21 protein-coding genes, 1 tRNA gene and 1 pseudogene are annotated in these 21596 nt (G+C 67.7%); 7 read left to right on the top strand and 16 right to left on the bottom strand.

The features are described from left to right. The first annotated feature begins 67 nt into the window (after positions 1–67). From E1269_RS02105 to E1269_RS02080, 6 genes and pseudogenes are all read left to right on the top strand, one after another. A complete protein-coding gene (locus tag E1269_RS02105) occupies positions 68–1063 on the top strand; it encodes an AraC family transcriptional regulator (protein WP_131890561.1) in 996 nt (331 codons plus the stop codon). A 429-nt stretch (positions 1064–1492) separates the two neighbouring features. Next, a pseudogene (locus E1269_RS34100) lies at positions 1493–1746 on the top strand (helix-turn-helix domain-containing protein); the annotation flags it as partial. Positions 1747–1970: 224 nt separating this feature from the next. Continuing rightward, complete coding sequence (locus E1269_RS33235; protein WP_162606187.1) at positions 1971–2591, top strand: bifunctional 4-hydroxy-2-oxoglutarate aldolase/2-dehydro-3-deoxy-phosphogluconate aldolase; 621 nt, start codon at positions 1971–1973, stop codon at positions 2589–2591. Then, the gene (locus E1269_RS02090; RefSeq protein ID WP_131890557.1) at positions 2588–3742 is read left to right on the top strand and encodes a mandelate racemase/muconate lactonizing enzyme family protein; all 1155 of its coding nucleotides are present in this window, start codon (positions 2588–2590) and stop codon (positions 3740–3742) included. Before E1269_RS33235 ends, E1269_RS02090 begins: the two co-directional genes overlap by 4 nt. Positions 3743–3780: 38 nt before the next feature. Then, positions 3781–4278, top strand: a complete 498-nt coding sequence (locus E1269_RS02085; protein ID WP_131891031.1) for a dihydrodipicolinate synthase family protein — start codon at positions 3781–3783, stop codon at positions 4276–4278. Continuing rightward, positions 4248–5453 (top strand): enolase C-terminal domain-like protein, encoded by a 1206-nt coding sequence (locus E1269_RS02080; RefSeq protein WP_275263759.1) that lies wholly within the window; start codon positions 4248–4250, stop codon positions 5451–5453. Before E1269_RS02085 ends, E1269_RS02080 begins: the two co-directional genes overlap by 31 nt. Here E1269_RS02080 and E1269_RS02075 read toward each other — a convergent pair. The 10 genes from E1269_RS02075 to E1269_RS02035 form a co-directional block, all read right to left on the bottom strand. Further along, on the bottom strand, positions 5447–6106 hold the full coding sequence (locus tag E1269_RS02075) for a GntR family transcriptional regulator (protein ID WP_275263758.1): 660 nt from the start codon (positions 6104–6106) through the stop codon (positions 5447–5449). The two genes, E1269_RS02080 and E1269_RS02075, sit on opposite strands and share 7 nt — an antisense overlap. A 98-nt stretch (positions 6107–6204) precedes the next feature. Then, on the bottom strand, positions 6205–7233 hold the full coding sequence (locus tag E1269_RS02070; RefSeq protein WP_131890550.1) for an NAD(P)-dependent oxidoreductase: 1029 nt from the start codon (positions 7231–7233) through the stop codon (positions 6205–6207). Continuing rightward, positions 7230–8744 carry a tripartite tricarboxylate transporter permease gene (locus E1269_RS02065; RefSeq protein ID WP_203432756.1) on the bottom strand — a complete coding sequence of 505 codons (1515 nt, stop codon included), beginning with the start codon at positions 8742–8744 and terminating at the stop codon, positions 7230–7232. The genes E1269_RS02070 and E1269_RS02065 overlap by 4 nt, the downstream gene beginning before the upstream one ends. 58 nt (positions 8745–8802) lie before the next feature. Further along, on the bottom strand, positions 8803–9258 hold the full coding sequence (locus tag E1269_RS02060) for a tripartite tricarboxylate transporter TctB family protein (RefSeq protein WP_131890547.1): 456 nt from the start codon (positions 9256–9258) through the stop codon (positions 8803–8805). Then, positions 9255–10223 carry a tripartite tricarboxylate transporter substrate binding protein gene (locus tag E1269_RS02055; RefSeq protein WP_162606184.1) on the bottom strand — a complete coding sequence of 323 codons (969 nt, stop codon included), beginning with the start codon at positions 10221–10223 and terminating at the stop codon, positions 9255–9257. Before E1269_RS02055 ends, E1269_RS02060 begins: the two co-directional genes overlap by 4 nt. Before the next feature lie 1052 nt (positions 10224–11275). Next, on the bottom strand, positions 11276–11566 hold the full coding sequence (locus tag E1269_RS02050; RefSeq protein ID WP_131890542.1) for a hypothetical protein: 291 nt from the start codon (positions 11564–11566) through the stop codon (positions 11276–11278). A 257-nt stretch (positions 11567–11823) separates the two neighbouring features. After that, the gene (locus E1269_RS02045; protein ID WP_131890539.1) at positions 11824–12063 is read right to left on the bottom strand and encodes a helix-turn-helix transcriptional regulator; all 240 of its coding nucleotides are present in this window, start codon (positions 12061–12063) and stop codon (positions 11824–11826) included. A 169-nt stretch (positions 12064–12232) separates the two neighbouring features. After that, positions 12233–12309: transfer RNA gene (locus E1269_RS02040), tRNA-Met, on the bottom strand. Positions 12310–12468: 159 nt separating this feature from the next. Beyond that, entirely contained in the window at positions 12469–12621 is a 153-nt protein-coding gene (locus E1269_RS32060) for a hypothetical protein (RefSeq protein ID WP_162606183.1), read from the bottom strand. A 72-nt stretch (positions 12622–12693) separates the two neighbouring features. Further along, positions 12694–13911: a cytochrome P450 gene (locus E1269_RS02035; protein WP_131890536.1), complete on the bottom strand. Its 1218-nt coding sequence runs from the start codon at positions 13909–13911 to the stop codon at positions 12694–12696. Positions 13912–14022: 111 nt separating this feature from the next. Here E1269_RS02035 and E1269_RS02030 point away from each other — a divergent pair, with 111 nt between their 5' ends. Further along, a complete protein-coding gene (locus tag E1269_RS02030) occupies positions 14023–14250 on the top strand; it encodes a DUF7218 family protein (protein WP_131890533.1) in 228 nt (75 codons plus the stop codon). A 137-nt stretch (positions 14251–14387) separates the two neighbouring features. Here E1269_RS02030 and E1269_RS02025 read toward each other — a convergent pair whose 3' ends face one another. From E1269_RS02025 to E1269_RS02005, 6 genes are all read right to left on the bottom strand, one after another. Beyond that, positions 14388–15320 (bottom strand): SigB/SigF/SigG family RNA polymerase sigma factor, encoded by a 933-nt coding sequence (locus tag E1269_RS02025; protein ID WP_131890530.1) that lies wholly within the window; start codon positions 15318–15320, stop codon positions 14388–14390. A 544-nt stretch (positions 15321–15864) separates the two neighbouring features. Then, a complete protein-coding gene (locus tag E1269_RS02020; protein WP_131890528.1) occupies positions 15865–17655 on the bottom strand; it encodes a thiamine pyrophosphate-requiring protein in 1791 nt (596 codons plus the stop codon). A 54-nt stretch (positions 17656–17709) separates the two neighbouring features. After that, on the bottom strand, positions 17710–17886 hold the full coding sequence (locus E1269_RS32055) for a hypothetical protein (protein WP_162606182.1): 177 nt from the start codon (positions 17884–17886) through the stop codon (positions 17710–17712). A gap of 432 nt (positions 17887–18318) precedes the next feature. Continuing rightward, positions 18319–19686, bottom strand: a complete 1368-nt coding sequence (locus E1269_RS02015) for a phospholipase D-like domain-containing protein (protein ID WP_162606181.1) — start codon at positions 19684–19686, stop codon at positions 18319–18321. 15 nt (positions 19687–19701) lie between these two features. Beyond that, a complete protein-coding gene (locus E1269_RS02010) occupies positions 19702–20484 on the bottom strand; it encodes a carbohydrate ABC transporter permease (RefSeq protein WP_203432754.1) in 783 nt (260 codons plus the stop codon). Between the two features lie 153 nt (positions 20485–20637). Then, positions 20638–21594 (bottom strand): carbohydrate ABC transporter permease, encoded by a 957-nt coding sequence (locus tag E1269_RS02005; RefSeq protein ID WP_131890523.1) that lies wholly within the window; start codon positions 21592–21594, stop codon positions 20638–20640. Positions 21595–21596 lie beyond the last annotated feature (2 nt).

Genomic DNA, 21596 nt, shown 5'->3' with positions numbered 1-21596 from the left:
GTCGCGGATCGAGACGATCCATATTCGTTCGACTCGATTCCATGTCAAAGCGTCTAAACTGCTGATCATGGACGCGCTCGCCAACCTGCTCGACGGTGTCCGGGCACGCAGCGCCGCCTTCTGCCGGGCCGTGCTGGAGCCGCCCTGGGCGCTGCGCATCGCCGACCGTGCGCCGCTCGCCCTGGCCGCGGCCGTACACGGGCACGCCTGGATCGTGCCCGACGACGCCGAGCCGCTGCTGATGCGCACCGGCGACGTCGTCGTGATCAAGGGACCGCACCCCTACACCGTCAGCGACCACCCGGAGACCGAGCCGTCCCTCACGCTTCATGCCGGCAACCGCCTGACCGACGCCGACGGCCGGGACGTCACCGGCGAGCTGAACCTGGGCCCCAACACCTACGGCCACGGCGCGGACGGTTCCGCCGTCGTCGCCAGCGGCACCTACCAGGTCACCGGTGACGTCGGCGCGCGCCTGCTCAGCGCCCTGCCGCCACTCGTGCACGTTCCCCGCGCCGACGCCCGGATACCCATCCTCACCATGCTGGAGCAGGAGGTCGCCGCGGACGAGCCGGGCCAGCGGGCGGTCCTGGACCGGCTGCTCGACCTCACGCTGATCGCCACCCTGCGCGCATGGTTCGCCCGGCCCGACGCCGCGGCGCCGGGCTGGTACCGCGCACACAGCGACCCCCTGGTGGGCCCGGCGCTCGAATTGATCCACGACGATCCCGCCCGGCCATGGACGGTGGCCCGGCTCGCCGCCGCGACCGGCGCCTCCCGCGCGGCGTTCGCCCGCCGGTTCACCGACCTCGTGGGCGAGCCGCCCATGACCTACCTCACCGGCTGGCGGATCACCCTCGCCGCCGACCTGCTGCGCGGGACCGACACCACGATCGACGCCATCGCCCGGCGAGTCGGGTACGCCAACGCCTTCGCACTCAGCGTCGCCTTCAAACGGGTCCGGGGCATCACGCCTCGGCAGCACCGCGGCCAGGAGGCCGGCGCCGACGACGGTCCCGGCCAGTTGAGGCTCGCTGGAACCGCACGCGGCAGGACGCTCTGACCAGCTGGCCGGGAGCGTCGCCGGTAGCACGACCTCGATCTCTGACACCAGGACTCTGTGCGCTACACCACGCATGCAAGCCTCCGGACGCACACGAACACCTGGTGATGTCAGAGATCGTGATGATCAAGCGGCCCGTGGCCGCCGGGCGCTGGCGCCGAAACGATCTCACGCTAACCCGGTTCCACACCACAGACAGCCCTCACAGCCCAACAGGCACAGACCCGGGTGAGCGCAAGGACCCCGGGCCACCACCCGACCGCCGGCCCGGCCCTGACATGCAAAAGCCCAGGCCACCGACGCCTGATCCGGCCTACGTGGTAAACGGGGGCAGTGTCCTGGCCCAGCACATGGGGAACCCATGTCTTACGACATCGGAAACCGGCGTGTCGGGTCACTGAAGACCTCAGGGCCGGGACAGCCTCGGTCGTGTCGAAGGCCAGAGTCGTCATCACTGCAGTCGTCGAGGGTCGTAGCCGGGCCGAGGTGGCCCGCACTTACGAGGTCTCCAAGGGCTGGGTCTCCAAGCTCGTGGCCCGCTACCGGGCCGAGGGCGAGGCGGCGTTCCAGCCACGCTCGCGGGTCCCGAAGGCCAGCCCATCCGCGACAGCACCGAGACCATCGACCTTGTGCTCAGGCTGCGCAAGCAGAACGGCCTTGCACATCTCAGCTCACCACCGGATCACCGCACCGATCGTGCTGGCCAGCTTCGACGATGCCGCAGCCCAGCACAGCCACCCGGCCTCCACGCTCACCGATAACGGCATGGTTTCCGTCCGGTTCGCCGGCGGACGCGGCAGCAGGACCAAGCTGGTGCCTGGCCTGTGCCATAATTACGGAATACATTCTGCAGAATGGGGAAGCGATGCCCGGACAGTCCCTCGCTCCACTCATCGACCCTGGCGTAGTGGTGATCGCCCGACTCAGCGGAACCGACGGTCTGGACGACGCCGCGGACGCCGCAATACGCGGCGGCGCTTTGGCTCTAGAGGTGACGCTCAACACACCGGGAGCACTGCCGTGGCTGGAACGGGCCGCCGCTCGATACGGCGAGGACATCCTGCTCGGTGCAGGGACCGTCCGCACGGCAGGTCAGGTGCGTGACGCCGTTTCCGCCGGGGCCCGGCTCATCGTGTCGCCTGGAACGGTGCCCACCGTCGTGGCCGCGACGAAGGACGCCGGGGCCGCGGCCATGCCGGGCTGTTACACCGCGACAGAGATCGAAGCGGCCGTGGCGGCAGGAGCCGACCTGGTGAAGTTGTTCCCGGCCGGTATTTCCGGTCCGCAGTACGTCGCCGATCTGACTGCGGCGCTCGACGATGTGCAGCTGGTCGTCACAGGCCGGGTGACAGCCGAGGACGCCGGCGCGTACGTCTCCGCAGGCGCGACCGCGGTGGGCATCGGAACCTGGGCCTTGTCCGACAAGCTGATCAACGAAGGACGCTGGGACGTCATCGAAGGTCGCGTGCGACAGACCTGTCAGCAGATCGCCGGAGCCCGGCCAGTCCCCCCGCCGGTCGTGTCGTGACCTTCCTCAATGGCGTCCAGATCGCCGAGATCCGGCCTGTGATCGTCGGCGCGACCGAGGGTTCCAACTGGTTCTTCGTCGAAGTGGTGTCCACATCCGGCGTGTACGGAGTCGGCGAGGCAACGCTGAACGGCCGAGAAACAACGGTCAGCGCCGTCATCGCCGAGTTGGCGCCCCGGTTGCTCGGTTTCTCCGTTCTCGACGACCAGGTGTTCCAGCCGCTGACCGTCACCCAAGGGATGCCGCTGACTCAGATCACCCCACGGAGCGGTATCGAGATGGCCCTCTGGGACCTGCGCGGCAAGCTGCTCGGCCGTCCGGTCGTCGATTTGCTGGGTGGCCGTCAACGCCGGTCGGTCCGCCTCTACGCGAACGTCAACCGCAGTCTGCTGGCCGACCGGTCCCCGGCTGCCTTCGCGGCCGCGGCAGGCGGAGCCCGCGACGCCGGTTTCACGGCTGTGAAGTGCGCGCCGTTCGACGGTGTGTCTGCAGAACTGCTCGGCACTCCAGAGGGCGATCGCCTGGTCGACGAGGGACTCACCCGGCTGAGCGAGGTCCGCCGAGAGCTCGGCGCAGATTTCGACCTCTTCGTCGATTGCCACGGCCGATTCGGGGCCTCTGCACATGAGATGGTCGACCCCATTATGGCCACCGCGGCGCCGGCGTGGATCGAGTCGTTGCTGGGCGATGACGAAGCCGATGGGTGGCGGAGTGTCCAGACACCCCCTGGTGTGCTCAAGGCGGCCGGCGAGACCTTGGCGACAACGCCGGAGCACTTGGCCCTGTTCGACGAAGCGAAGATCGACGTGACCATGCCGGATGTGGTGTACGTCGGCGGCATCAAGCCGTTGCACGACATCACGCGCGCCGTACAGGCGGCTGGACATCGGAGCAGCCCACACTGCCCGCATGGGCCGGTCGCCGTCCTCGCCAGCCTGCACGCGATGTGCGCCGCACCCGACGACGACCTTTTGGAGTACGCGGTAGAAGGCGTCCCGTGGCGAAGCGCGCTCGTGGGCGATGCCGAGGTGTTCCGCGATGGCTGCCTCGTCCTGTCCGACCGCCCCGGCCTGGGCATCGAGCTGGATCGTGAGCTGGTTCGGAGGCACCCGGCGCGAGCACGATTGCGTCCGTTGGGTGCCCAGGCCTAGGTGTACCGGCGACGACACCGCACCCCGAAGGAGTCGAGATGATTGCACGAGATGATCTCTTCGGTCCGCTGACCGGACAGCCGACCGCGTTGATCACACGCTACGCGGATGACGGCAGCGTCGACCCACCAGGCTTCGACAACCAGCCCGAGAATCGGGTGAAATGCCTTGTGGCGGCTGGAACCAGCGGACAGTCCTCGACGCTCACGCCCGACGAGCGGCTTCAGCTGATCAGCACACTCGTCGAGGAAATGGGCGACGACGGCGTGACGATCGTCGGTATCAGCGCCGACCGGCCTGCCGATGCTATGGCATTCGCCGAAGCCGCGGCCGATGCCGGCGACGATCTTGTGCTCGCCACGGTGCCGAAGTACGCCGTCCCGGCGACGCGAGCCACGTGCGAAGCCCGCGTCCTGCCAGCCGACCCGCCGCAGGCTCCGTTGCACGCGGCCTCGGCGAAGCTCCGCCGGGCCATCGAGCACCACGTCACCGGGCTTTCGACCACGTGGAGTTCCTCGTGCGCATCAGTTCGGTGACGGCGACACCCGTGCGGGTGCCCATCTACGCTCCCCGTCTGCATTCCGACGGTGTCACGAGATCACTCGACCGGATCGTCATCGAAGTGAGGACCGACGAAGGAGTGACCGGACTCGGCGAGCTGGGCGGCCGGTCGCCCCACGCCCGGGTTCGTGCCGCCGGTGACGACATCGTAGGCCTCGACCCGTTCGCCACCGAGGAGCTACGTGGGCGGCTGACCGGCGGGAAGTTCGCCGACCGTGGGGGAAACATCCTCTACGCCGGGTTCGAGATGGCCCTGCTCGACATCCAGGGCAAGACGTTGGGTCGACCGGTCTCAGATCTGCTCGGCGGGCAGCTGCGGACGTCGGTTCCCACGACAGCCTATGTCTTCCGGCTGCTCGACCACGACGGACGCCCGGCCGTCCGCACTGCCGACGACATCGTGGCCGAGACGGAGCGGTTGGTCGCGGCGACTGGCTGCACCACGATCAAGTTCAAGGCGGGCTCAGCTGCGTGGGCCGAAGACGTGGCGGTCACACTGGCTCTACGCGATCGCTTCCGCGACCATCAGCTGCGCGTCGATCCCAATGCGGTGTGGTCGTTGGGCACGTCCTTGCGTGCCGCGGCCCAGCTCGCCGAAGCCGATCTGGAGTGGCTGGAGGACCCCGTGCTGGGCATCGAGGGAATGAGCCAGGTCACGGCACGCGGTGGCATCCCCACTGCTACGAACATGTGCCTCACCGACTGGCCTGAGCTTCCAGCAGCCGTCGCGGCCCATGCGGTGGACGTCGTCCTTCTGGACATCTATTATCTCGGCGGCATGCGCTCAGCGGCAGGTTTCGCCCGGGCGTGCGCCGCCTGGCAGCTTGGAATCGGCCTGCACAGCGGCGGTGCAGGAGCGTCAGAGCTCGGCATCGGTACCGCCGCAGTCCTGCAGCTCGCCGCCGCTCTGCCCACCCTGATCCCGGCAATGGACAGCATGTACAGCCACGTCATGGACGACGTCATAGTCGGCGGCCCGCTCACGTTCCGAGACGGCAGCCTCACGATCCCACAGCAGCCCGGCCTGGGCGTGGAGCTCGACGCCGACAAACTGGCGCACTACGCCTCCGTGGCAGCGGAGGCCACTTCAGCCAACCGACGTGGCCCCTCGAGCCACGGTGGCAAGCGCCCGCAGTACCCGGCTTACTGAGAGACCGCACTACCGAGTGTCGTGGTCTTCTCGGTGTCGAGCGCACGCAGGACGGTCTCCTTGACACCAGCGATGTGCGCTCCGACCAGACGCTGTGCACGGCGGGGGTCACCGTCGCTCACGGCCCGCACGATCTCGAGGTGCTCGGCATGGGAACGTGCGAGCCGGTCTCGAAGATGAACCGCGGCGCGTGACCTGGCCGCCTGAATCTGCCGGTGCAGTCGCTCGGCCTCGCGGGCCAGGACGACGTTACCACCGAGATCGGACAGGGCGCGGTGGAAGGCGACGTCGAGAATGCTGAAAGCACGATGATCGGTCGCCTTCACCGCCGCTTCTTCCTCGGCCAACACCGCCTCGACCCGCGTCAGGTCCCTATCGGTGGCTGCTGCGGCCAGCTTCACGGCAGCACACTCCATGAGCGCCCGCGTCGTGTACAGATCTGCGATGGTCGACAAGTCGGGTTCCGCGACGATCGCGCCTCTCCGCGGCAGCAGCTCCACTAGCCCCTCGAAGGCCAGCCGCCGAAGCGCTTCCCGGACCGGGGTGCTGGAGAGCGAGTAGTGCTCGGCGAGCTCGTTCTCGCGCAACCTGGTTCGAGGCGCCAGCTCGCCCACCACGATGGCGTCGCGCAAGGACAGGTAGACGCGGTCCACCAGTCCGGGAGCACCCTCCGCAACAGGCAGCCCAAGATCCGACACAGACTACATAATACATGAACCGACCGATCGCGGTCACAAAGCGAGCAGGAGCGCTACCGTGGACTCTCGGCGTTCCACCGATAGTGTCGTAGTGCGTCCTCGTTGATGACGTCCCCCGGCGCTTGCCACCTCGCGGCGCGTTCCAATTGGACTACTGCGGCGGCGTGATTCGCGCGCATCGCGTCTTCGGTGTGGCCGAGCGAGTGCGGCGTGAGAATCACTTGGTCGAAGCCCACTAGCCGATGGCTGGCCGGCAGGGGTTCTTCCTCGAACACGTCCAGCCCGGCACCGGCGACAGCACCCTCGGCGAGGGCGTCGCACAGCGCCTCCTGGTCGATGACCTCACCGCGCGACACGTTGATGATGTAAGCGCTCGGCTTGAGCATGCGAAGCGCCGACTGGTCGACGAGATGGCGGGTGGCCGGGTTGAGAGCGCAGCTCACAACCGCATAATCGGCTTTGCGCATCATCGTCTCGAAGGTCACCAGCTCAACCCCGAGCCGTTGCGCCGCGGCCTGGTCGCCTCTGCCTGCGACGCCGAGCAGCCGGACGCCGAACGGTGCAAGCAACCGGGCGACCTCGGTTCCAATCCGGCCCATGCCGAGAATGCTCACCGTGCGGCCTCGAAGCCCCCGGCCCGGGAACGTCCGCCGCTTCGTCCATCGGCCGGCAGCGATCAAGCGCTGCTTCTCCGGCAACCGGTACGCCAGCGAGAGGATGAGCGTCATGGCAGCCCCGGCTACCGACGCAGCACTCCCGTACGTCGCCGATACCGCAACCCCTCGCGCCGAACACGCGCCAAGGTCGATGGCATCGGCGCCGGAGCCCCACCGGCAGATGTGCCGCAACGCGGGATTCGCGTCCAGCGTGGCGGCCGTGACGGTCTCTCGCATGACCACGACCGCGTGGTACCGCTCAACTGACGGCTCGATACGTTCGGGCCAGTCGGCCGGCATCGGGACGACATCGATGCCCTCCCCCTTCAAATCCTCCCGAAGCCGGTAAAGGGGATCATCCACCGCGCCCGCCACGACGTCTGGCGAAATGCCGACGACAAAGGGACGTCGCTCGGCCGCAGTCATCCCCTACCGGTCCCGGACCGTTGCCGACGCGCCAGCTGTCGACCCGCCGTCTTCATGACGACCGGGAGGACCACGACGATGAGCGTCACGATGATCAGCCCAAGTGATACCGGACGGCTGACGAAGATTCCCAGTCCGCCACCGGACATAAGCAACGACTGCCGGATGGCCGTCTCCAGAATTGGCCCCATGACGAAGGCGAGCAGGAGCGGCGCTGGCGGAAGTCCCACCCTCTTCATCACGTAGCCCGCGACGCCGAAGAAGAGCATCACCCACACATCGAAGAAGTCGTTGTGCAACGCGTAGGCCCCGATGATGGTCACGGCGACGATCAGACCGGTCATGATGCCGGTACGCACCCGGAGGATCTGGATGAAGATCCCGACCAGCGGCAGGTTCAGCACCAACAGAATGAGATTCCCGATGTACATTGAGGCAATGACTCCCCAGAACACCTCGGGGTGCTGTTCGACGAGGAGCGGGCCGGGGGTCACGTTGTGCAAGAGCAACGCCCCGAACATAATCGCAGTGGCCGCGCTGCCCGGTATTCCGAGCGTCAGCAGGGGCACGAACGAGGCACTAGCCGCCGCGTTGTTCGCCGACTCGGGGCCGGCTACTCCCTCGATGGCGCCTTTGCCGAATCGGCTGGGGTCCTTGGCCCACTTCTTCTCGACGGCGTACGACCCGAGCGACGCCACCGTACCGCCGATTCCGGGCATGACGCCGACCAGGAATCCCAGCCCGGAGCCACGGACGATGGCCCCAGCCGACCGCCTGAGATCGTTCTTGCTCGGCAACACGCGGCCGACGTGCGTCTTGACCGCGTCGCCATAGCGCTTCCCAACCGTGTCCAAGACCTCGGCGATGCCGAACAGACCCATGGCGATCGGAGCGATGTCGAGACCACCCAGCAAGCCCACCGCGTCGAACGTGTAGCGGGGCTCGGAGGTGAACAAGTCTTGACCCACAGTGGCGATCAGCAGTCCGAGACATGCACTCAGCAGAATCGCCCCGGTCGATCCCGTCCCCACTCTGACCACCAGGCTGAGCCCGAGCAACGCGAGCAAGGCGTACTCCGGCGGGCCGAACTCGAGCGCGACGCTGGCCATCCACGGTGAGAAGAAGGTAAGAGCGACCACCGCCGCCGTACCGCCGATGAATGACCCGATGGCGGCGATTCCCAGCGCCGGCCCGGCCCGACCCTGTTTGGCCATCGGATGCCCATCGAAGGTCGTGACCACTGAGGCGGCCTCGCCGGGCAGCCGTAACAACACCGAGGTGATCGTGCCGCCGTACATGGCGCCGTAGAAGATCCCGGCCAACAGAATGACGGCCGATGCCGGTTCCACCTGGTAAGTCAGCGGGAGGAGCAGCGCGATCGTGGCCACCGGGCCGAGGCCGGGGAGGATGCCGACGATCATCCCACACAGCACGCCCAGCGCGACGTATGCGAGGTTCGCCGGCGACGCCGCCACGGCGAAGCCGTCGGCCAGTCCGTTGATCGCGTCCACGCGTCCCTCCCGGGGCTCGAGCGAGCTTGGTCAAGTGATCAATGAGAAAGTTCCCTACTCAGGGAAGTGGCACGTGGAGGACCTCGACGAACAAGAAGTGGAGGCAGACAGCGGCGACCAGCCCGATCACCGCAGACGACACCCAGGACTCGCGGCCGAACCAGCGCAGCCAGGCGATCGTGCCCAAAGCGGCGGCAACCACGAAGCCGAACTGTTGCAGCACGATCACGTACGCCACCAGCACCGCGACGGCGATCACCACGAATCGGCCCGACGGTCCGGCCTCCTCCACCACGGTGTCCGAATCATCACCGGTATCCGCGTCCCGCGGGCGCCGCACTACCAGCACGACGCCCGCAACGAGAAGACCGACGCTCACGATCAGCGGCCACAATCCCGAGCCGGGCTGCGACAGTGCCCCCAATGACAGGGCAATCATCGAATAGCCGATCGAGAGCGCTCCGCCGACGATCGCGACAACACCCGCGTAACGCTGTCCGCGGTCCAGCGTCATTGCACCGTGTCCAGCTCTTCCATCCAGCTCTCGTAGGTGGATCGCTCAGTGTCGAGCTGCTCCTTCAACGCATCTCCCGTGACGTCTTCGGGCAACGACGACGAGGACGACGCGACGAACTCCTTGTAGGTCGCGTCCTGCATGGCCGCAGTGGCCGTCTCTTCGATGACAGCCACGATCTCGGGCGGGGTGTCCTTCGGGACAAGGATGAATTTGCGGGCGACACTCTGCCCGGCGTCATAGCCCAGCTCCGCAAGCGTCGGCACGTCCGGATACGACTCGAGCCGCTCAGACGCGAACGTCGCGAGGAACCTGGTCTGACCGTTCTCCACCATTGGCACGCCGGCCGCCAACGACTGCGCGATCACGTCGACGTCGCCAGCGAGCAGCGCCGTGTTGCTCTCGCCGCCGCTGGAGAACGGGATGCCAGTGGCTTCGATACCTGCGTCGGTGAACACTCGCGCTTGGATCAGCCGGAGGAGATCGGCCGAGTGACCGAACTGGATGGTCTCTCCGCGCTCGAAGGCGTCCACGAGGTCATCGAAATCCTGCCATTCCGACGACGCATTGACTGTGAGCATGTTCGCTTCCTCGATCAGCCCCACGTAGCCGGCGAAGTCGTCGATGGTATAAGGCACGTCCGCAGTCAACGGCGCCACACTGAACTGTCCGGATGCCGCGAGGCCGATGGTGTACCCGTCGCTCTTGGCGTTCATCAGCTCGGTGAGCCCTGTCACTCCACCTGCGGCGCCCTTGTTGACGATGTTGACCGGCTGACCGAGCTCCTGCTCTAGGGCTGGAGCAATGGCCCGCGCCGTCAGGTCGCTGGATCCGCCGGTGTCGAACGGTACGAGGAACGTAATGGCCCGTTCGGGATATCCTGCTGCGCCGTCCGAGCTCGTCTCGCCCGTCGTAGAACCGCACGCCGTCGCCGCCACCCCCACGGCAAGCACAGAGATCGCCACTGTTCTCATTCTCATATCTTCGCTACTCCTCCCGCTGGGCCGCGGGATCAGCACGGTGTTGCCTGACCCTCGTGGCTGTCTCGACGGTGGCTCCTTCTATGACGTGGCCGCCGTACTACGGCGGATCAGTCGAACGTCACCCTGACCCGGCTTGGATCTGGAACATTCTACATGATGTTTACTGCGGGGCAACCGGTTCGAGGCCTGATCGGGCAAGCAATGATCTTGAAGTTCACGCGTACGGAACGTCACTCTGAGTGACTGTCTCCGGAATCGGCAACTCATTGGGTTGCGCGGAGTAGACAAACCCTGTGCGAGGCCCCCAATAGACTATGACCATCGAACTGCATCGCTACCAGACGAATAGTCTCCCGGAAGTTTGCCGAAATGCCGGTCAACCGTTACATGCCCGACTCAAATGAATCGACAGGGGCTATAGTGTCCGCGCTTTGCGACCGGACCGTGACGGTGTGTAGCCGTCCTGCCATGATCCCTCGTCGTGATGTTGCCGGCAAGGGAGCCAGCTACCTGCAGCTTCCCCGCAATTCCGCACGCGCTGCTCGTGACGGTCGGCGCAAGACATGCGCACAGGGACGCATGAGCGTTCACGACGAGATCGGCGAGAACTACGCGACCACGTCATGCTCCAGATGTCGTCATCTACCGAACCCAGCTCGGAACCATGAATGAGATCATCTTTAGTCAGGCCACTCTCCGGACGACCGCGCTGAACGTCGTCGGAGGACACCTCACCCCTGCGCCATCTGAACCTCCTGCCAAGCCGTCGGACGTCATTTGAGGCTCTTCTGACACATCCGTGGGTGGGTTTGGCGTCTCGTGGGGCGCACGCCGGTGTCGTCCCCTAGGTTCCTGGCTTGTCACAGAACAGGGTCCGGGGACGGAGCAATGCCGAGCATCTCAGCTGCGGTCTGGCGTCGGTCGCGCGGGCGATGACAGTTCGCGAACTTGCCCGTCCGGGCGGGGTCCGCTGACCGACTTGCCGGTGCGCCAGGTTCGGGCAGCATTGCGGACCTGCTCGACCTCCTCGTACCTCACGCCTTCGGCTGGCTCTTCGGCGCCGAGAGGCGGGCGGCCCCGGCGACCGGGTTCATGTGGACGGCGTCGTGGCGCAGCGCGAAGTTGAACATCATCGACACCATCCGGCGGCTGTGCTTGGCGTGCGCGTATGAGACGGTTGCCTGGCGCTTGATGAGCTGCTCGATCCGTCCGACGGTGACCTCCCGCAGTCGCAGGATTTCCAGGTGCGGAAGGATCAGACTCTTCCTCGCGGGCGTAGAGGTCCCTGGTGCCCTCTGCCAGATCGGTGCGGACCTGGACGTCATCCAACCAGGCGGCCGCTAGCTCGGCGACCGTGCTCTCCGGGGACAGCGTCGTGCCGGATCCAGTCGCGGTGACGTGCCGGGCAAGCTTCTGCCGCAGGGCTTGCTTGGCTGCCTTGACGGTCGGGCCGGTGGCGGTGACATTGCGGACCTCACCGTCCAGTCCGGAAGCGTGCCTCGGCTCGGACGGTGCCCGCGGGGTGTGCGAATGGTGCTCATGTCGCCGTAGGTGCCGATTTCCAGTCGGCTGCGTCCTGCGCTCATCGAACCTCACCGGCCCGAGACGAGGCAGCGTCGTCGTGCTCCTCGAGCTCGGTTAGCCATGCCTGGATCTCGGAGAGGCGGAAGCGCAGCTCGCGTCCGACGCGGATGCCGCGAGGTCCGCGACCACGATGGCGATGGTCGTGGATCGTCTGGACCGGGACGCCCAGGTGGGCGGCCAGCTCCGACATCGTCAGCACCGGCTCGAGGCCGGAAACGGGGTGTGCAGGTTCGCTCATGCACGTCGGGTGTGCGAGGCGGACCGAGCGCCGCCGAGCGGTGTCGAGTACGCACCTGGTGGGAAATGAAGAAAGTCGGCGCGACTGGTGATCGCGCCGACTTTTCGCCGAGTCTTGCATGGTTTCTCTCCCCATCCGAGAAGGGGAAACCTTGCCTGACCTGCGGTTTTGGTAGCGGGGGCAGGATTTGAACCTGCGGCCTCTGGGTTATGAGCCCAGCGAGCTACCGAGCTGCTCCACCCCGCGTCGCCGACTCCCGTGCTGTACGGAAGCCTGACAAGAACCCTTGCCAGATGCGGCTTCTGCCGTTCCGGCCCTCGATCTTGCCTGCCCGAGGATAGCGCATCGCCGGAGTTGGGGCGAACCGGCTGCGAGCTCCTCACCGCCGGCTTCGCGCCGAGTTGGTCAGCCGGCGGTGATGAGTTCGCGGGCCCGCGAATACACGGGCGCGACGTCCGCGTCGTTGCAGAGGACGACAGCCACCCAGTCGATGCCGGGGAACCACCCGCCGTGCGCGACGTCGGCGCCGACGAGATCATGTTCGACCCACGGTCTCACCGGTCGCCAGTCGCTGCGCGGGCTCCTGGAGAGCCTCGACCAGCTGACGCCGCTGGCGACCGCGGCCTTGATTCAGCGGCGCGTCACGGCGACGACCCCGCTGAGCGGTCGGGCGGGGATCCGCGCGAGGTCGACGGTGAGGTCTTGCGGTGGCAGGTCGTATCGGGTCAGCGCGAGCCGCCGGACCGCCTCCTCGAGTAGGACGAGGGTGGCGGCTTCGCCAGGGCAGCGGTGGCCGGTCCGCAGGTCTCCGCCGCCCTGCGGTACGAGTGTGCCAGGGGCGATCGTCGGGCCGAGGAAACGGCCGGGATCGAACCTGTCCGGGTCAGGCCAGTGCCGCGGGTCCCGGTCGGTGCCGTCCACATCGAGGATCACGTAACCGCCGTCCGGCACGGGAACCCCAAGGACGTCCTGGTCGGTGCGGGCACGAGCGGCCAGCACCGGAACGAACGGATATCGGCGGCGGACCTCGTGTGCGAACGCGGTGCACGCGGCCGCGTCCCCGTCGGCGATGCGCGCACGCCACCACGGCTGGTGGTCCAGTGCGACACCGGCGAAGGCCACGAACCAGGCAACGGCGACCATGGGGCGCACCAGGTTCAGCAGGGCCACCGCCGCTGCCGGATCCGCTGAGAGCCGTCCGGTCACGTCCCGCGCTTCAGCCGTGGTCTCCAGCGCGGTTCCGGGGTCTGGAACGATGTGGTGGGTGCGAACGGCCCGGATCAGCGCGGTCGCCCATCGGTCGAGCCGCCGGCGCGCGAGGCGTGCCCTCAGGTAGCGCGGGCCAGGGCTGGCGAACCCGTCGAGGACGGCGACCAGCTGGCCAGCGCGGCGCGAGACCTCCCCCGGCCCGCACGGGATGCCCGACCACGCGATCGCCACCGCCGACAGAACGTGAACGGCCTGATCGAACAGGACGAACGGCCTCCCGGGCTCCCAGGCCCGGGCGGCGGCCGCCCACTGCCGGCGTGCCTGGTCACGCAGCCGGCCCAGCGAGTCCGGACCAAGGGCCTCGATGTACATCGTCTTCTGGTGGTGGTGCTCGTCGCCGTCGAGACCATGGATCGACGCTCGCCCGAAGAGCACAGAGCTCACCGGCGTGGGAACCGCACCCTGGCGGCGCAGCCGCGGGTCATAGAAGCGCCTCACCCCAGCTGGACCACCGATGACGGCGGCGGGTCGGCCGAGGAACCGGGTCTCGACGGCAGGCTGCCCTCGCCGAAGCTCCGCTGCCCACCGATACCCCAGGCGGACCAGGCCGATCGAGCCGTCGACGCGCATGGTGACCATCTACCCCGCCAGCGGCGCCTCAGACGGTACCCGGGCACGGAACCACGGCCGTGTGAACCGGTAACGGAAGGGTAGGAGACCCTCACGAGCAGCACAGACGTGGAGGTGGCAATGCCCCGCAAGTCGGCGAACGTGAAGAACGAGAAGCAGTACGAAGCCCTCAAGGACAAGGGCATGTCGAAGGAGCGAGCGGCACGCATCGCCAACTCCCCCGGCTCATCGAGCCGTGGCGGCACGAAGAGTGGTTCCGGTGGCGACAGCTCGCAAGGCGGCACCACCGCCCAGAAGAAGAAGGCCGGCAGCAAGGGCGGCAAGGCGGCCGCTCGGAAGAAGAGCTGACCAGAAGAGCCCTCCCTACGCCGGTCACGACGGTGATGTGCTCGATGTGCCTGCTGGGGCTGTCGCCCGGTGCGAACACCTGTGGCCGGCCGGTCCGGGTCGACCGGCTCAGGCTTCGTGTGTCGGCGGCCAGCCGGCTACGCGCGACGCCGCCGGGTGGGCCGGTCGGGCTCCGGCGCGCCGAGGCCGGATCGCAAGGCACCGAGGATTCGGGCCAGCAGGCGTGACACCTGCATCTGGGTGACGCCCAACTCCTGGGCGATCTCCTGCTGTGTCCAGCCGCGGAAGAACCGGAGGTAGAGAATGCGGCGATCCCGCTGCGGCAGCTCGCGACACAGCGGCGCCAGCATCACGACAGCGTCGGCGCGGGCGAAACCGCGCTCCTCCTCGCCGAGTGAGTCCGCCATCGGCGTCTCGTCACCATCGCCACCGCGATAATCGATGGAGGCGGTCGTGAAGCACTCGTGTGAAGCGGTGGCCTCCCTGATCTCCTCGACGTCGACGCCGAGATGCTCGGCCAGTTCCGCATGCGTCGGCGCCGCGCCGAGAGACTGCGAGAGCTGGGCCGTGGCCACCCTCAAAGCCGCATGCAGTTCCTGGACCCGACGCGGCGGCCGGACGGCCCAGCCATGGTCGCGGAAGTACCGCTTCACCTCGCCGGTGATGGTGGGCATCGCGAAGGAGACGAAGTCCTTGCCGAGGTCGGGATCGAACCGCTGGGCGGCGTTGACCAGCCCGAGGTTCGCGACCTGGACGAGGTCGTCACGCTCGATGCCGCGGTTGCTGTAGCGCCTGGCGACGGATTCCGCGAGGCCGAGATGGAGCAGGACGATTTCGTCGATCAGCCGCTGGCGCTCGTGGCCTTTGGCCCGGGCGGCCCTCCTGAACAGGTCGTTCGCCGCCTCTCGGCGATCTGTTCTCTCGGGGTGCTGGCGGTGGTGCTGTGCGCGCTCGTCGATGGACGAGAAGACCTGGGCCTGCATGCCGACACCTCTCCAGAAAATCGAAGGGCGGTGGCGATTGCTTGACCACGCTAGATCCACGAAAGCACGTTGCGTTGCCGCTATCAACCCCTTGCGGTACAGAACGGTCCGTCTTCCAGTCCAATGGGCCGCGGCCAGCTGCCGTCAGGTGCGTACACCTGATCGAGGCGCCCGGAACACCAGCCCGCCGGCGGGACCGACCCGGGAACCACGATCAGAAATTTCTCCGCGAGGATGGTCCGGACCACCGGGCCGCACCGCATCCAGGAGGCACATCCACGCGGGTCGCGGCGGCTAGACCCTGATGCCACGTCAGCCGCCGCGACCCACGGACCTTTCATACCCTATGCGCGGCCGTTCATTCAGCGGACCATCGCCGCACGGCGTGCGGTCGAGCCCTCAGCCGCGCGGGCGCCGCCACCGACATCGCGACACATGTTGACGAATATCGACTGTGGGGCGAATGTGATGTACCGGCCGGTAGCGCCATGCCCCGGATGGTCCGGCCGTACCGGGCGAGGTGCCCGCCCCCTCCGGCGCCCGCCAGCGGGGGTTCGGCGGGCGCTCGTCTCTCAGACGCCATCCGCCCGCCTTACCTGCGGCTCGCCAGTGCTGTGCGCCGGGGGAGCGGTCACCGTTGGCCCGGGACGTACTCCTGTGCTTTTGCCCGCACACCGTGGACGAGGCCCCGCCATGCGCTCGGGTCGCCCTTGAGCAGCGCCTCGGTGGTGTCCTTGAGCTGCTCGAAGGTGACGTGCGGCGGGATCGGCGGGATCTCCGGGTCGCACCGGACGTCCAGCAGGACCGGCCGATCCGCGGACAGCGCCCGATCCCAGGCGTCCCCCAGCGCACCGGGCTCGTCGACATTGATCGCCTCGAACCCGAGGCCGCGTGCCAGGCCGGCGTAGTCGACGTCAGGCAGGGTCTGCGAGTCCTCGAACTTCGGCGCGCCGCCCATCGCCCGCAGCTCCCAGGTCACCATGTTGAGATCGTTGTTGTGGAAGACACAGACGACGAAGCGTTGGTCAACCCACCGGTCCCGGTACCGGGTGACCGTCATCAGCTCGGCCAGCCCGTTCATCTGCATCGCTCCGTCGCCGACCAGTGCGACGACCGGCCGGTCGGGGTGGGCGAACTTCGCACCGATCGCGTACGGCACGCCCGCACCCATCGTCGCCAGCGTGCCCGACAGCGAACCGCGCATCCGCCCGCGCATCCGGAGCAGGCGCGCGTACCAGGTGGTCGACGAGCCCGAGTCGGCGGTGACGATCGCGTCGTCCGGGACGCGCAGCGACAGCTCGTGCACGATGCGCATCGGGTTGACCGGCCGTGCGTCCATCATGGCCTGGCGCTCGACGATCCCCCACCAGTCGGCGACGTGACCCTCCACCTCCTCACGCCACGAGCGGTCGGTCGTCGGCCGGAGCAGTGGGAGCAACGCCCGCAGCGTCGCCCGTGCCTCGCCCACCAGGTTCACTTCGGTTGGGTAGCGCATGCCGACCATGCGGCCGTCGAGGTCGATCTGCACGGCGCGGGCCTGGCCGAAGTCGGGCAGGAACTGCGTGTACGGGAAGCTCGAGCCGACGATCAGCAGGGTGTCGCAGCCCCGCATCAGCTCGTAGCTGGCTCGGGTGCCGAGCAGGCCGATCGAGCCGGTGACATAGGGGAGATCGTCGGACAGCACGTCCTTGCCGAGCAGGGCCTTCGCCACGCCGCCCCCGGTCGTCTCAGCGACCTGCATCACCTCGTCGGCGGCACCCCGGGCACCCTGGCCGACCAGGATGGCGACCTTCCGTCCGGCGTTCAGCACGCCCGCGGCCGCCGCGAGCTGATCCTCGCTCGGCACTACCACGGCCTCCGGGGCGTCCGGCGGTCCAGACGGCACCTGCCGGAACACGTGACCGGGCGCGCTGTAGTCGAGCTCCTGCACATCGGCCGGGACGATCAACGCCGTCGGCCCTCGCCGGGCCAGAGCGGCCCGGAACGCCCGGTCCACGGCGTTGGGCAGCTGCTCCGGCACGTTCACCTCCGCGAGGTAGTCGCTTGCGACGTCCTTGAACAGCGCTTGGAGGTCGACCTCCTGCTGGTAGTGGCCGCCCATCGCCGCGCGTGCCGTCTGGCCGACGATCGCCACGACGGGCACGTGGTCGAGCTTGGCGTCGTACAGGCCGTTGAGCAGGTGGATCGCGCCCGGGCCGGACGTCGCGGCGCAGACCCCGGGCCGGCCGCTGAACTTGGCATAGCCGACCGCTTGGAACGCCGACATCTCCTCGTGCCGCGACTGGACGAACCGCGGCTCGCCGTCCGCCGCCTCGAACGCCGCGACGATGCCGTTGATGCCGTCGCCCGGATAGCCGAAGACCTGCTGAACGCCCCACTCGCGCAGCCGTCCCACCAACCGGTCCGCCACGGTCTCGGCCATGATCACTCCTCGGTCCGTCCGACACTCGTCGACCGGTACCCGATGACCTGGTCCTCACGCGCTCGCCGCGGGCACGCCAGGTTCGAGAACCCGCTCGCCACGGACCGCGGTGAGCTGGAGACCGAGCACCGACTCGCTGTCGCGCAGCGTCTCGTCGCCGAGGTATCGGTGCGAGTACGACACGTTCGTGAGCGAGGTGACGGCGAAGCGCCGGGAGATGGCCTCGACCATGAGTGGGCGTCCAGCTGTTCCGCAGGATCCCGCGTGGCGTCGCGCCCACGGCGGCGGGAGTCACGGCCATACGGGAGTCACGGCCATAGATGAGGCGCGCGAGATCCTCGCCCGGCTGGGAGCCCTGGAGGCACGGATGGGTGCGTTCGCGCGAGCCGTACCACCGTCTCGTTGCGCGAGCTGCGCGGCGGCCCGGATCGAGGGCAGCCACCCGGACTGCCTCGGGCCGCTGGACCCCTCGCGAAGGCCCTCGGAGGCCCACCGCACATCGGCTTCACCTGCGACGACTGGACCGGAAAGCAAGCACTGGTCGCGGCGGGACGGGCGTCACCATCATGTCGACGCTGGCCAGCTCGGCCGCCCGGGACGGCCGCGGCGAGCGCGATGCTGACGGTACTCACCTCGCTCGCCGCGCGATATCGCTGAGTCCGGCTACGTGCAGGACGGGTCGGGTTCCCCGGCGTAGTTGCGGTTCCAGATCGCGGTGAAGTTCGAGACATACGCGCGCACGACGTCGTGTTGCTCGACCCAGACGTTGCTGTTGGCCGAGCTCCACGCCGACCCAGGCCCCAGGTTGCTCGACCCGGTCCACACGTACTCACGGCTGCCTGGATCGCCGCCGTTCATGCCGTTGCTCACCGCGTCGACGATGATGTACTTGCTGTGCAGGCACGACACCGTCACCACCTCCGCACCCGTGCTGGTCAAGGTCGAGAACACGTCGTCGGGGTCGGCCGGGTCGTCCACCGACTTGGTGATGATCTTGACACCACATCCCAGATTCACGAGGCTGGTCAGCAGGTCGAGCAGCTGGTTGTCGTTCGCGGTCAGCCGGCTGTTCTTGATGGAGGGCTCGGCCAGCCATATCTTCCGATCGCCCGAGGACGGGCAGCTCTGCACCTTGCCGAGAATGTTGGCGACCGTGTCTTCCGGCTTGGGATGCGGGTAGACGTAACCCCGTGTCTCGACCACGCCGGTGAAGGGGTTCGCGTCGCCGTTCGAGCGCCGGTCCGCCGCGGTGGTCCAGCCGTCCCAGTCGTTGTCGACCAGGCGCCGGTAGTAGTCGGCGAAGAAGTCGTAGAGCCGGACGTCGTCACGGATGCCGACGAGGTTCTGGTACTGGTCGCCCATCCCCGGGGCGCCGAGGTTCGCCGACGACACGAGAACGTGCTTGGTGCCGCCGAGCCTGAAGAGGAAGAGCTTGTTGTGCTGGATGGCGGAGTCGTTGCCGGGCGTCTGCAGGCACAGCGAGTCGGTCGCGGTCGTCTCCCCGCACGAGACGAAATCGACGTTCGCGGCTACTGAGAGCTCGTCCCACGGCTGGGCGAGGCCGGGCACGTCGATGTCGGCGTAGTGGTCGGGGTCGGAGTGCTCGTCGAGCGCGATGTGCACACCCACGCCGCGGTCGGCGGCGTCGATGAGCGCGTGGGTGAAGTCGTACATCTCGCTGTAGTCGTAGGTGGGCTGGTCCACCTTCCGGTACCACCAGTTGTACATCGCGATGTGGATCTGGTCGCCGGCGACGGCCAGCTCGGTCAGCCGGGTCAGCTCCTCGAGGTACGGCTCGCGCTGCGCCGGGTCGCTGGAGCTGGGGTCGTTGGTGCACACCAGGTACCGGCCGCCGACGGTGTCGCCGGGTGTCGCCGGCAAGCAGCCGAACGGCGCCGGATCGGTGATCGGCGGCAATGACCCGACTGGGGCGGCGTTCGCCGGTGCGGCGAGGCTCACCAGGACGAGCGTCGAGGCGAGCGCGGCCAGGCGCGCGGCCGCGCTCAGGGACGTGCCGGTTCCGCGTTGCATGATTCCACCCATTACTCATCCCTTCATGGCGCCGGCGACGGACTCGACGAAGTAGCGCTGGAGGAAGAAGAACAGCAGGATGATCGGCAGGAGGGCGATGGTCGACGCCGCGGCCATCCCGGACCAGTCGGTGAGGTGCTCGCCCTTGAACGCGTAGATGCCGACGGCGAGCGTGCGCAGGTCCGGTTGCGACAAGGTGAGCACCAGAGGCAGCAGGAAGTCGTTCCAGCTGTGCATGAACTGCAGGATCACGGCGGTGGCGATGACCGGTTTCGCCAATGGGAGGTAGACGCTGGCGAAGATCCGCAGGAAGCCGGCGCCGTCGATCCGCGCCGCCTCCTCCAACTCGCCCGGCAGCTGGGCGAAGAACCCCGCGAACAGCAGGATGATCACGACGTGAGCGCCACCGGCCTCGGCCAGGGTGACTCCCCAGAGCGAGCCGGTCAGCCCGAGCTTGGAGATCAGGTCGAAGACCGGGATGATCGTGTACCCCTCGGGCAGGAAGATCGCGGCGGCAAAGATCCCGATGATCACCTTCTTGCCCCGGAACCGGTATCGGCCGAGCACGTACCCGATCATCGAGGTGGCGGTGACGGCGATCAGGACGGAGAAGACCGTCACGAACACGCTGTTGAAGAAGTAGCGCCCGACGTTGGCCTCGTTCCAGGCGCGCACGTAGTTGTCCAGCCGGACGACGTCGGTGAACAGCCCGAGACCGCTGAAGACTTCGGCGTTGGTCTTCAGCGAAGCCGACACCATCCAGATGAACGGGTAGATCCACACGAGACAGATCGGCACGAGAACGACACTGAGGATGGTGGCGCGGACCACGTTGCTCCGGCGGCGCCGGCCACGGCCTCGCCGCCGGCCAGCACGTCGCCGGCCAAGCATCGTCGCCGTCTGATCGTCCACCATGGACGGGCCGGCCTCACTGGTCGATGTCATCGGCTCTCACGCCTTCAGCTGCTTGCGCATACGGGATGTCTGGCGGACCGCGATGCCCTGGATCAGGGCGAGGACGAGCGCGGCCGTGCCGAAGAAGCAGCCGGCCGCCGAGGCGTAGCCCAGCCGTGGCACGCCCCCGCCGGTGGCGTCGGCCGCGAACGCGGTCTGGTAGATGTACACCTCGATCACCTGGGTACTGAAGAAGGGCCCGCCCGCGGTCATGGCCTGCACGAGCGCGAACGCGTGCAGGTTCTCGTTCGCCGTCAGCACGATGATCACCACGGCGAAGGGCAGCAACACGGGCAGCGTGATGTGGCGGAGCAGGGCGAATGCGCCGGCGCCGTCGACCTTGGCTGCCTCGTAGTAGCTCTGCGGAACGGTCTGCAGGGCGGCCAGCCAGTAGATCATGGTGATGCCGAAGTTCTTCCATGTGTGGGTCAGCAGCACGGCCCAGATGGCGGTGTCGCTGTCGCCGAGGAAGTCGACCGGCGCGTCGACCACGTCCAGGCTCACGAGAACCTCGTTCAACGGCCCGCCGTAGGGACCGAAGATGAAGGTCATGACGATGCCGACGATCGCCGCCGTCGTCACGACGGGCATGAAGAACATCGTCCGGAACGCGGGGCTCAGCTTGAGCGCCTGCTGGTTGAGCACGATCGCGACGAGGAGCGCTCCGATAACCCGCAACGGGGTGCCCACCAGGACGAAGATCAGTGATCGCCCGAACGCGTCCCAGAACAGTCCGTCACTCATCAGCTCGCGGTAGTTGGCCAGGCCGACGAACTCGATGTCGGACGAGAAGCCGTTCCAGTCGACGGTCGAGTACACCCACGACATGACCATCGGGTAGAAGGTGAACAACGCGGCCAGCACCAGCGCGGGCAGCATGAAGGCGTAGCACCACGCGGGCGTGGCGAAGCGGCTCCAGTCCCGGCTGGATCGGCGTGGCTGGGTGACGGACACGG

Source organism: Jiangella asiatica (assembly GCF_004349065.1).
In the GTDB taxonomy this organism is placed as follows: Bacteria; Actinomycetota; Actinomycetes; order Jiangellales; family Jiangellaceae; genus Jiangella; species Jiangella asiatica.
The sequence above is the reverse complement of the archived record's forward strand: the minus strand, read 5'-3'. Positions and strand labels throughout refer to the sequence as shown.

Coding starts and splice junctions, on each gene's coding strand:
- E1269_RS02070 (WP_131890550.1), bottom strand. CDS start 7,233: ATGACTGCGGCCGAGCGACGTCCCTTTGTCGTCGGCATTTCGCCAGAC.
- E1269_RS02020 (WP_131890528.1), bottom strand. CDS start 17,655: ATGGCCGAGACCGTGGCGGACCGGTTGGTGGGACGGCTGCGCGAGTGG.
- E1269_RS02085 (WP_131891031.1), top strand. CDS start 3,781: ATGATTGCACGAGATGATCTCTTCGGTCCGCTGACCGGACAGCCGACC.
- E1269_RS32055 (WP_162606182.1), bottom strand. CDS start 17,886: ATGGTCGAGGCCATCTCCCGGCGCTTCGCCGTCACCTCGCTCACGAAC.
- E1269_RS02035 (WP_131890536.1), bottom strand. CDS start 13,911: ATGGTCACCATGCGCGTCGACGGCTCGATCGGCCTGGTCCGCCTGGGG.
- E1269_RS02105 (WP_131890561.1), top strand. CDS start 68: ATGGACGCGCTCGCCAACCTGCTCGACGGTGTCCGGGCACGCAGCGCC.
- E1269_RS02050 (WP_131890542.1), bottom strand. CDS start 11,566: ATGACGTCCAGGTCCGCACCGATCTGGCAGAGGGCACCAGGGACCTCT.
- E1269_RS02045 (WP_131890539.1), bottom strand. CDS start 12,063: ATGAGCGAACCTGCACACCCCGTTTCCGGCCTCGAGCCGGTGCTGACG.
- E1269_RS02030 (WP_131890533.1), top strand. CDS start 14,023: ATGCCCCGCAAGTCGGCGAACGTGAAGAACGAGAAGCAGTACGAAGCC.
- E1269_RS02060 (WP_131890547.1), bottom strand. CDS start 9,258: ATGACGCTGGACCGCGGACAGCGTTACGCGGGTGTTGTCGCGATCGTC.
- E1269_RS02015 (WP_162606181.1), bottom strand. CDS start 19,686: ATGCAACGCGGAACCGGCACGTCCCTGAGCGCGGCCGCGCGCCTGGCC.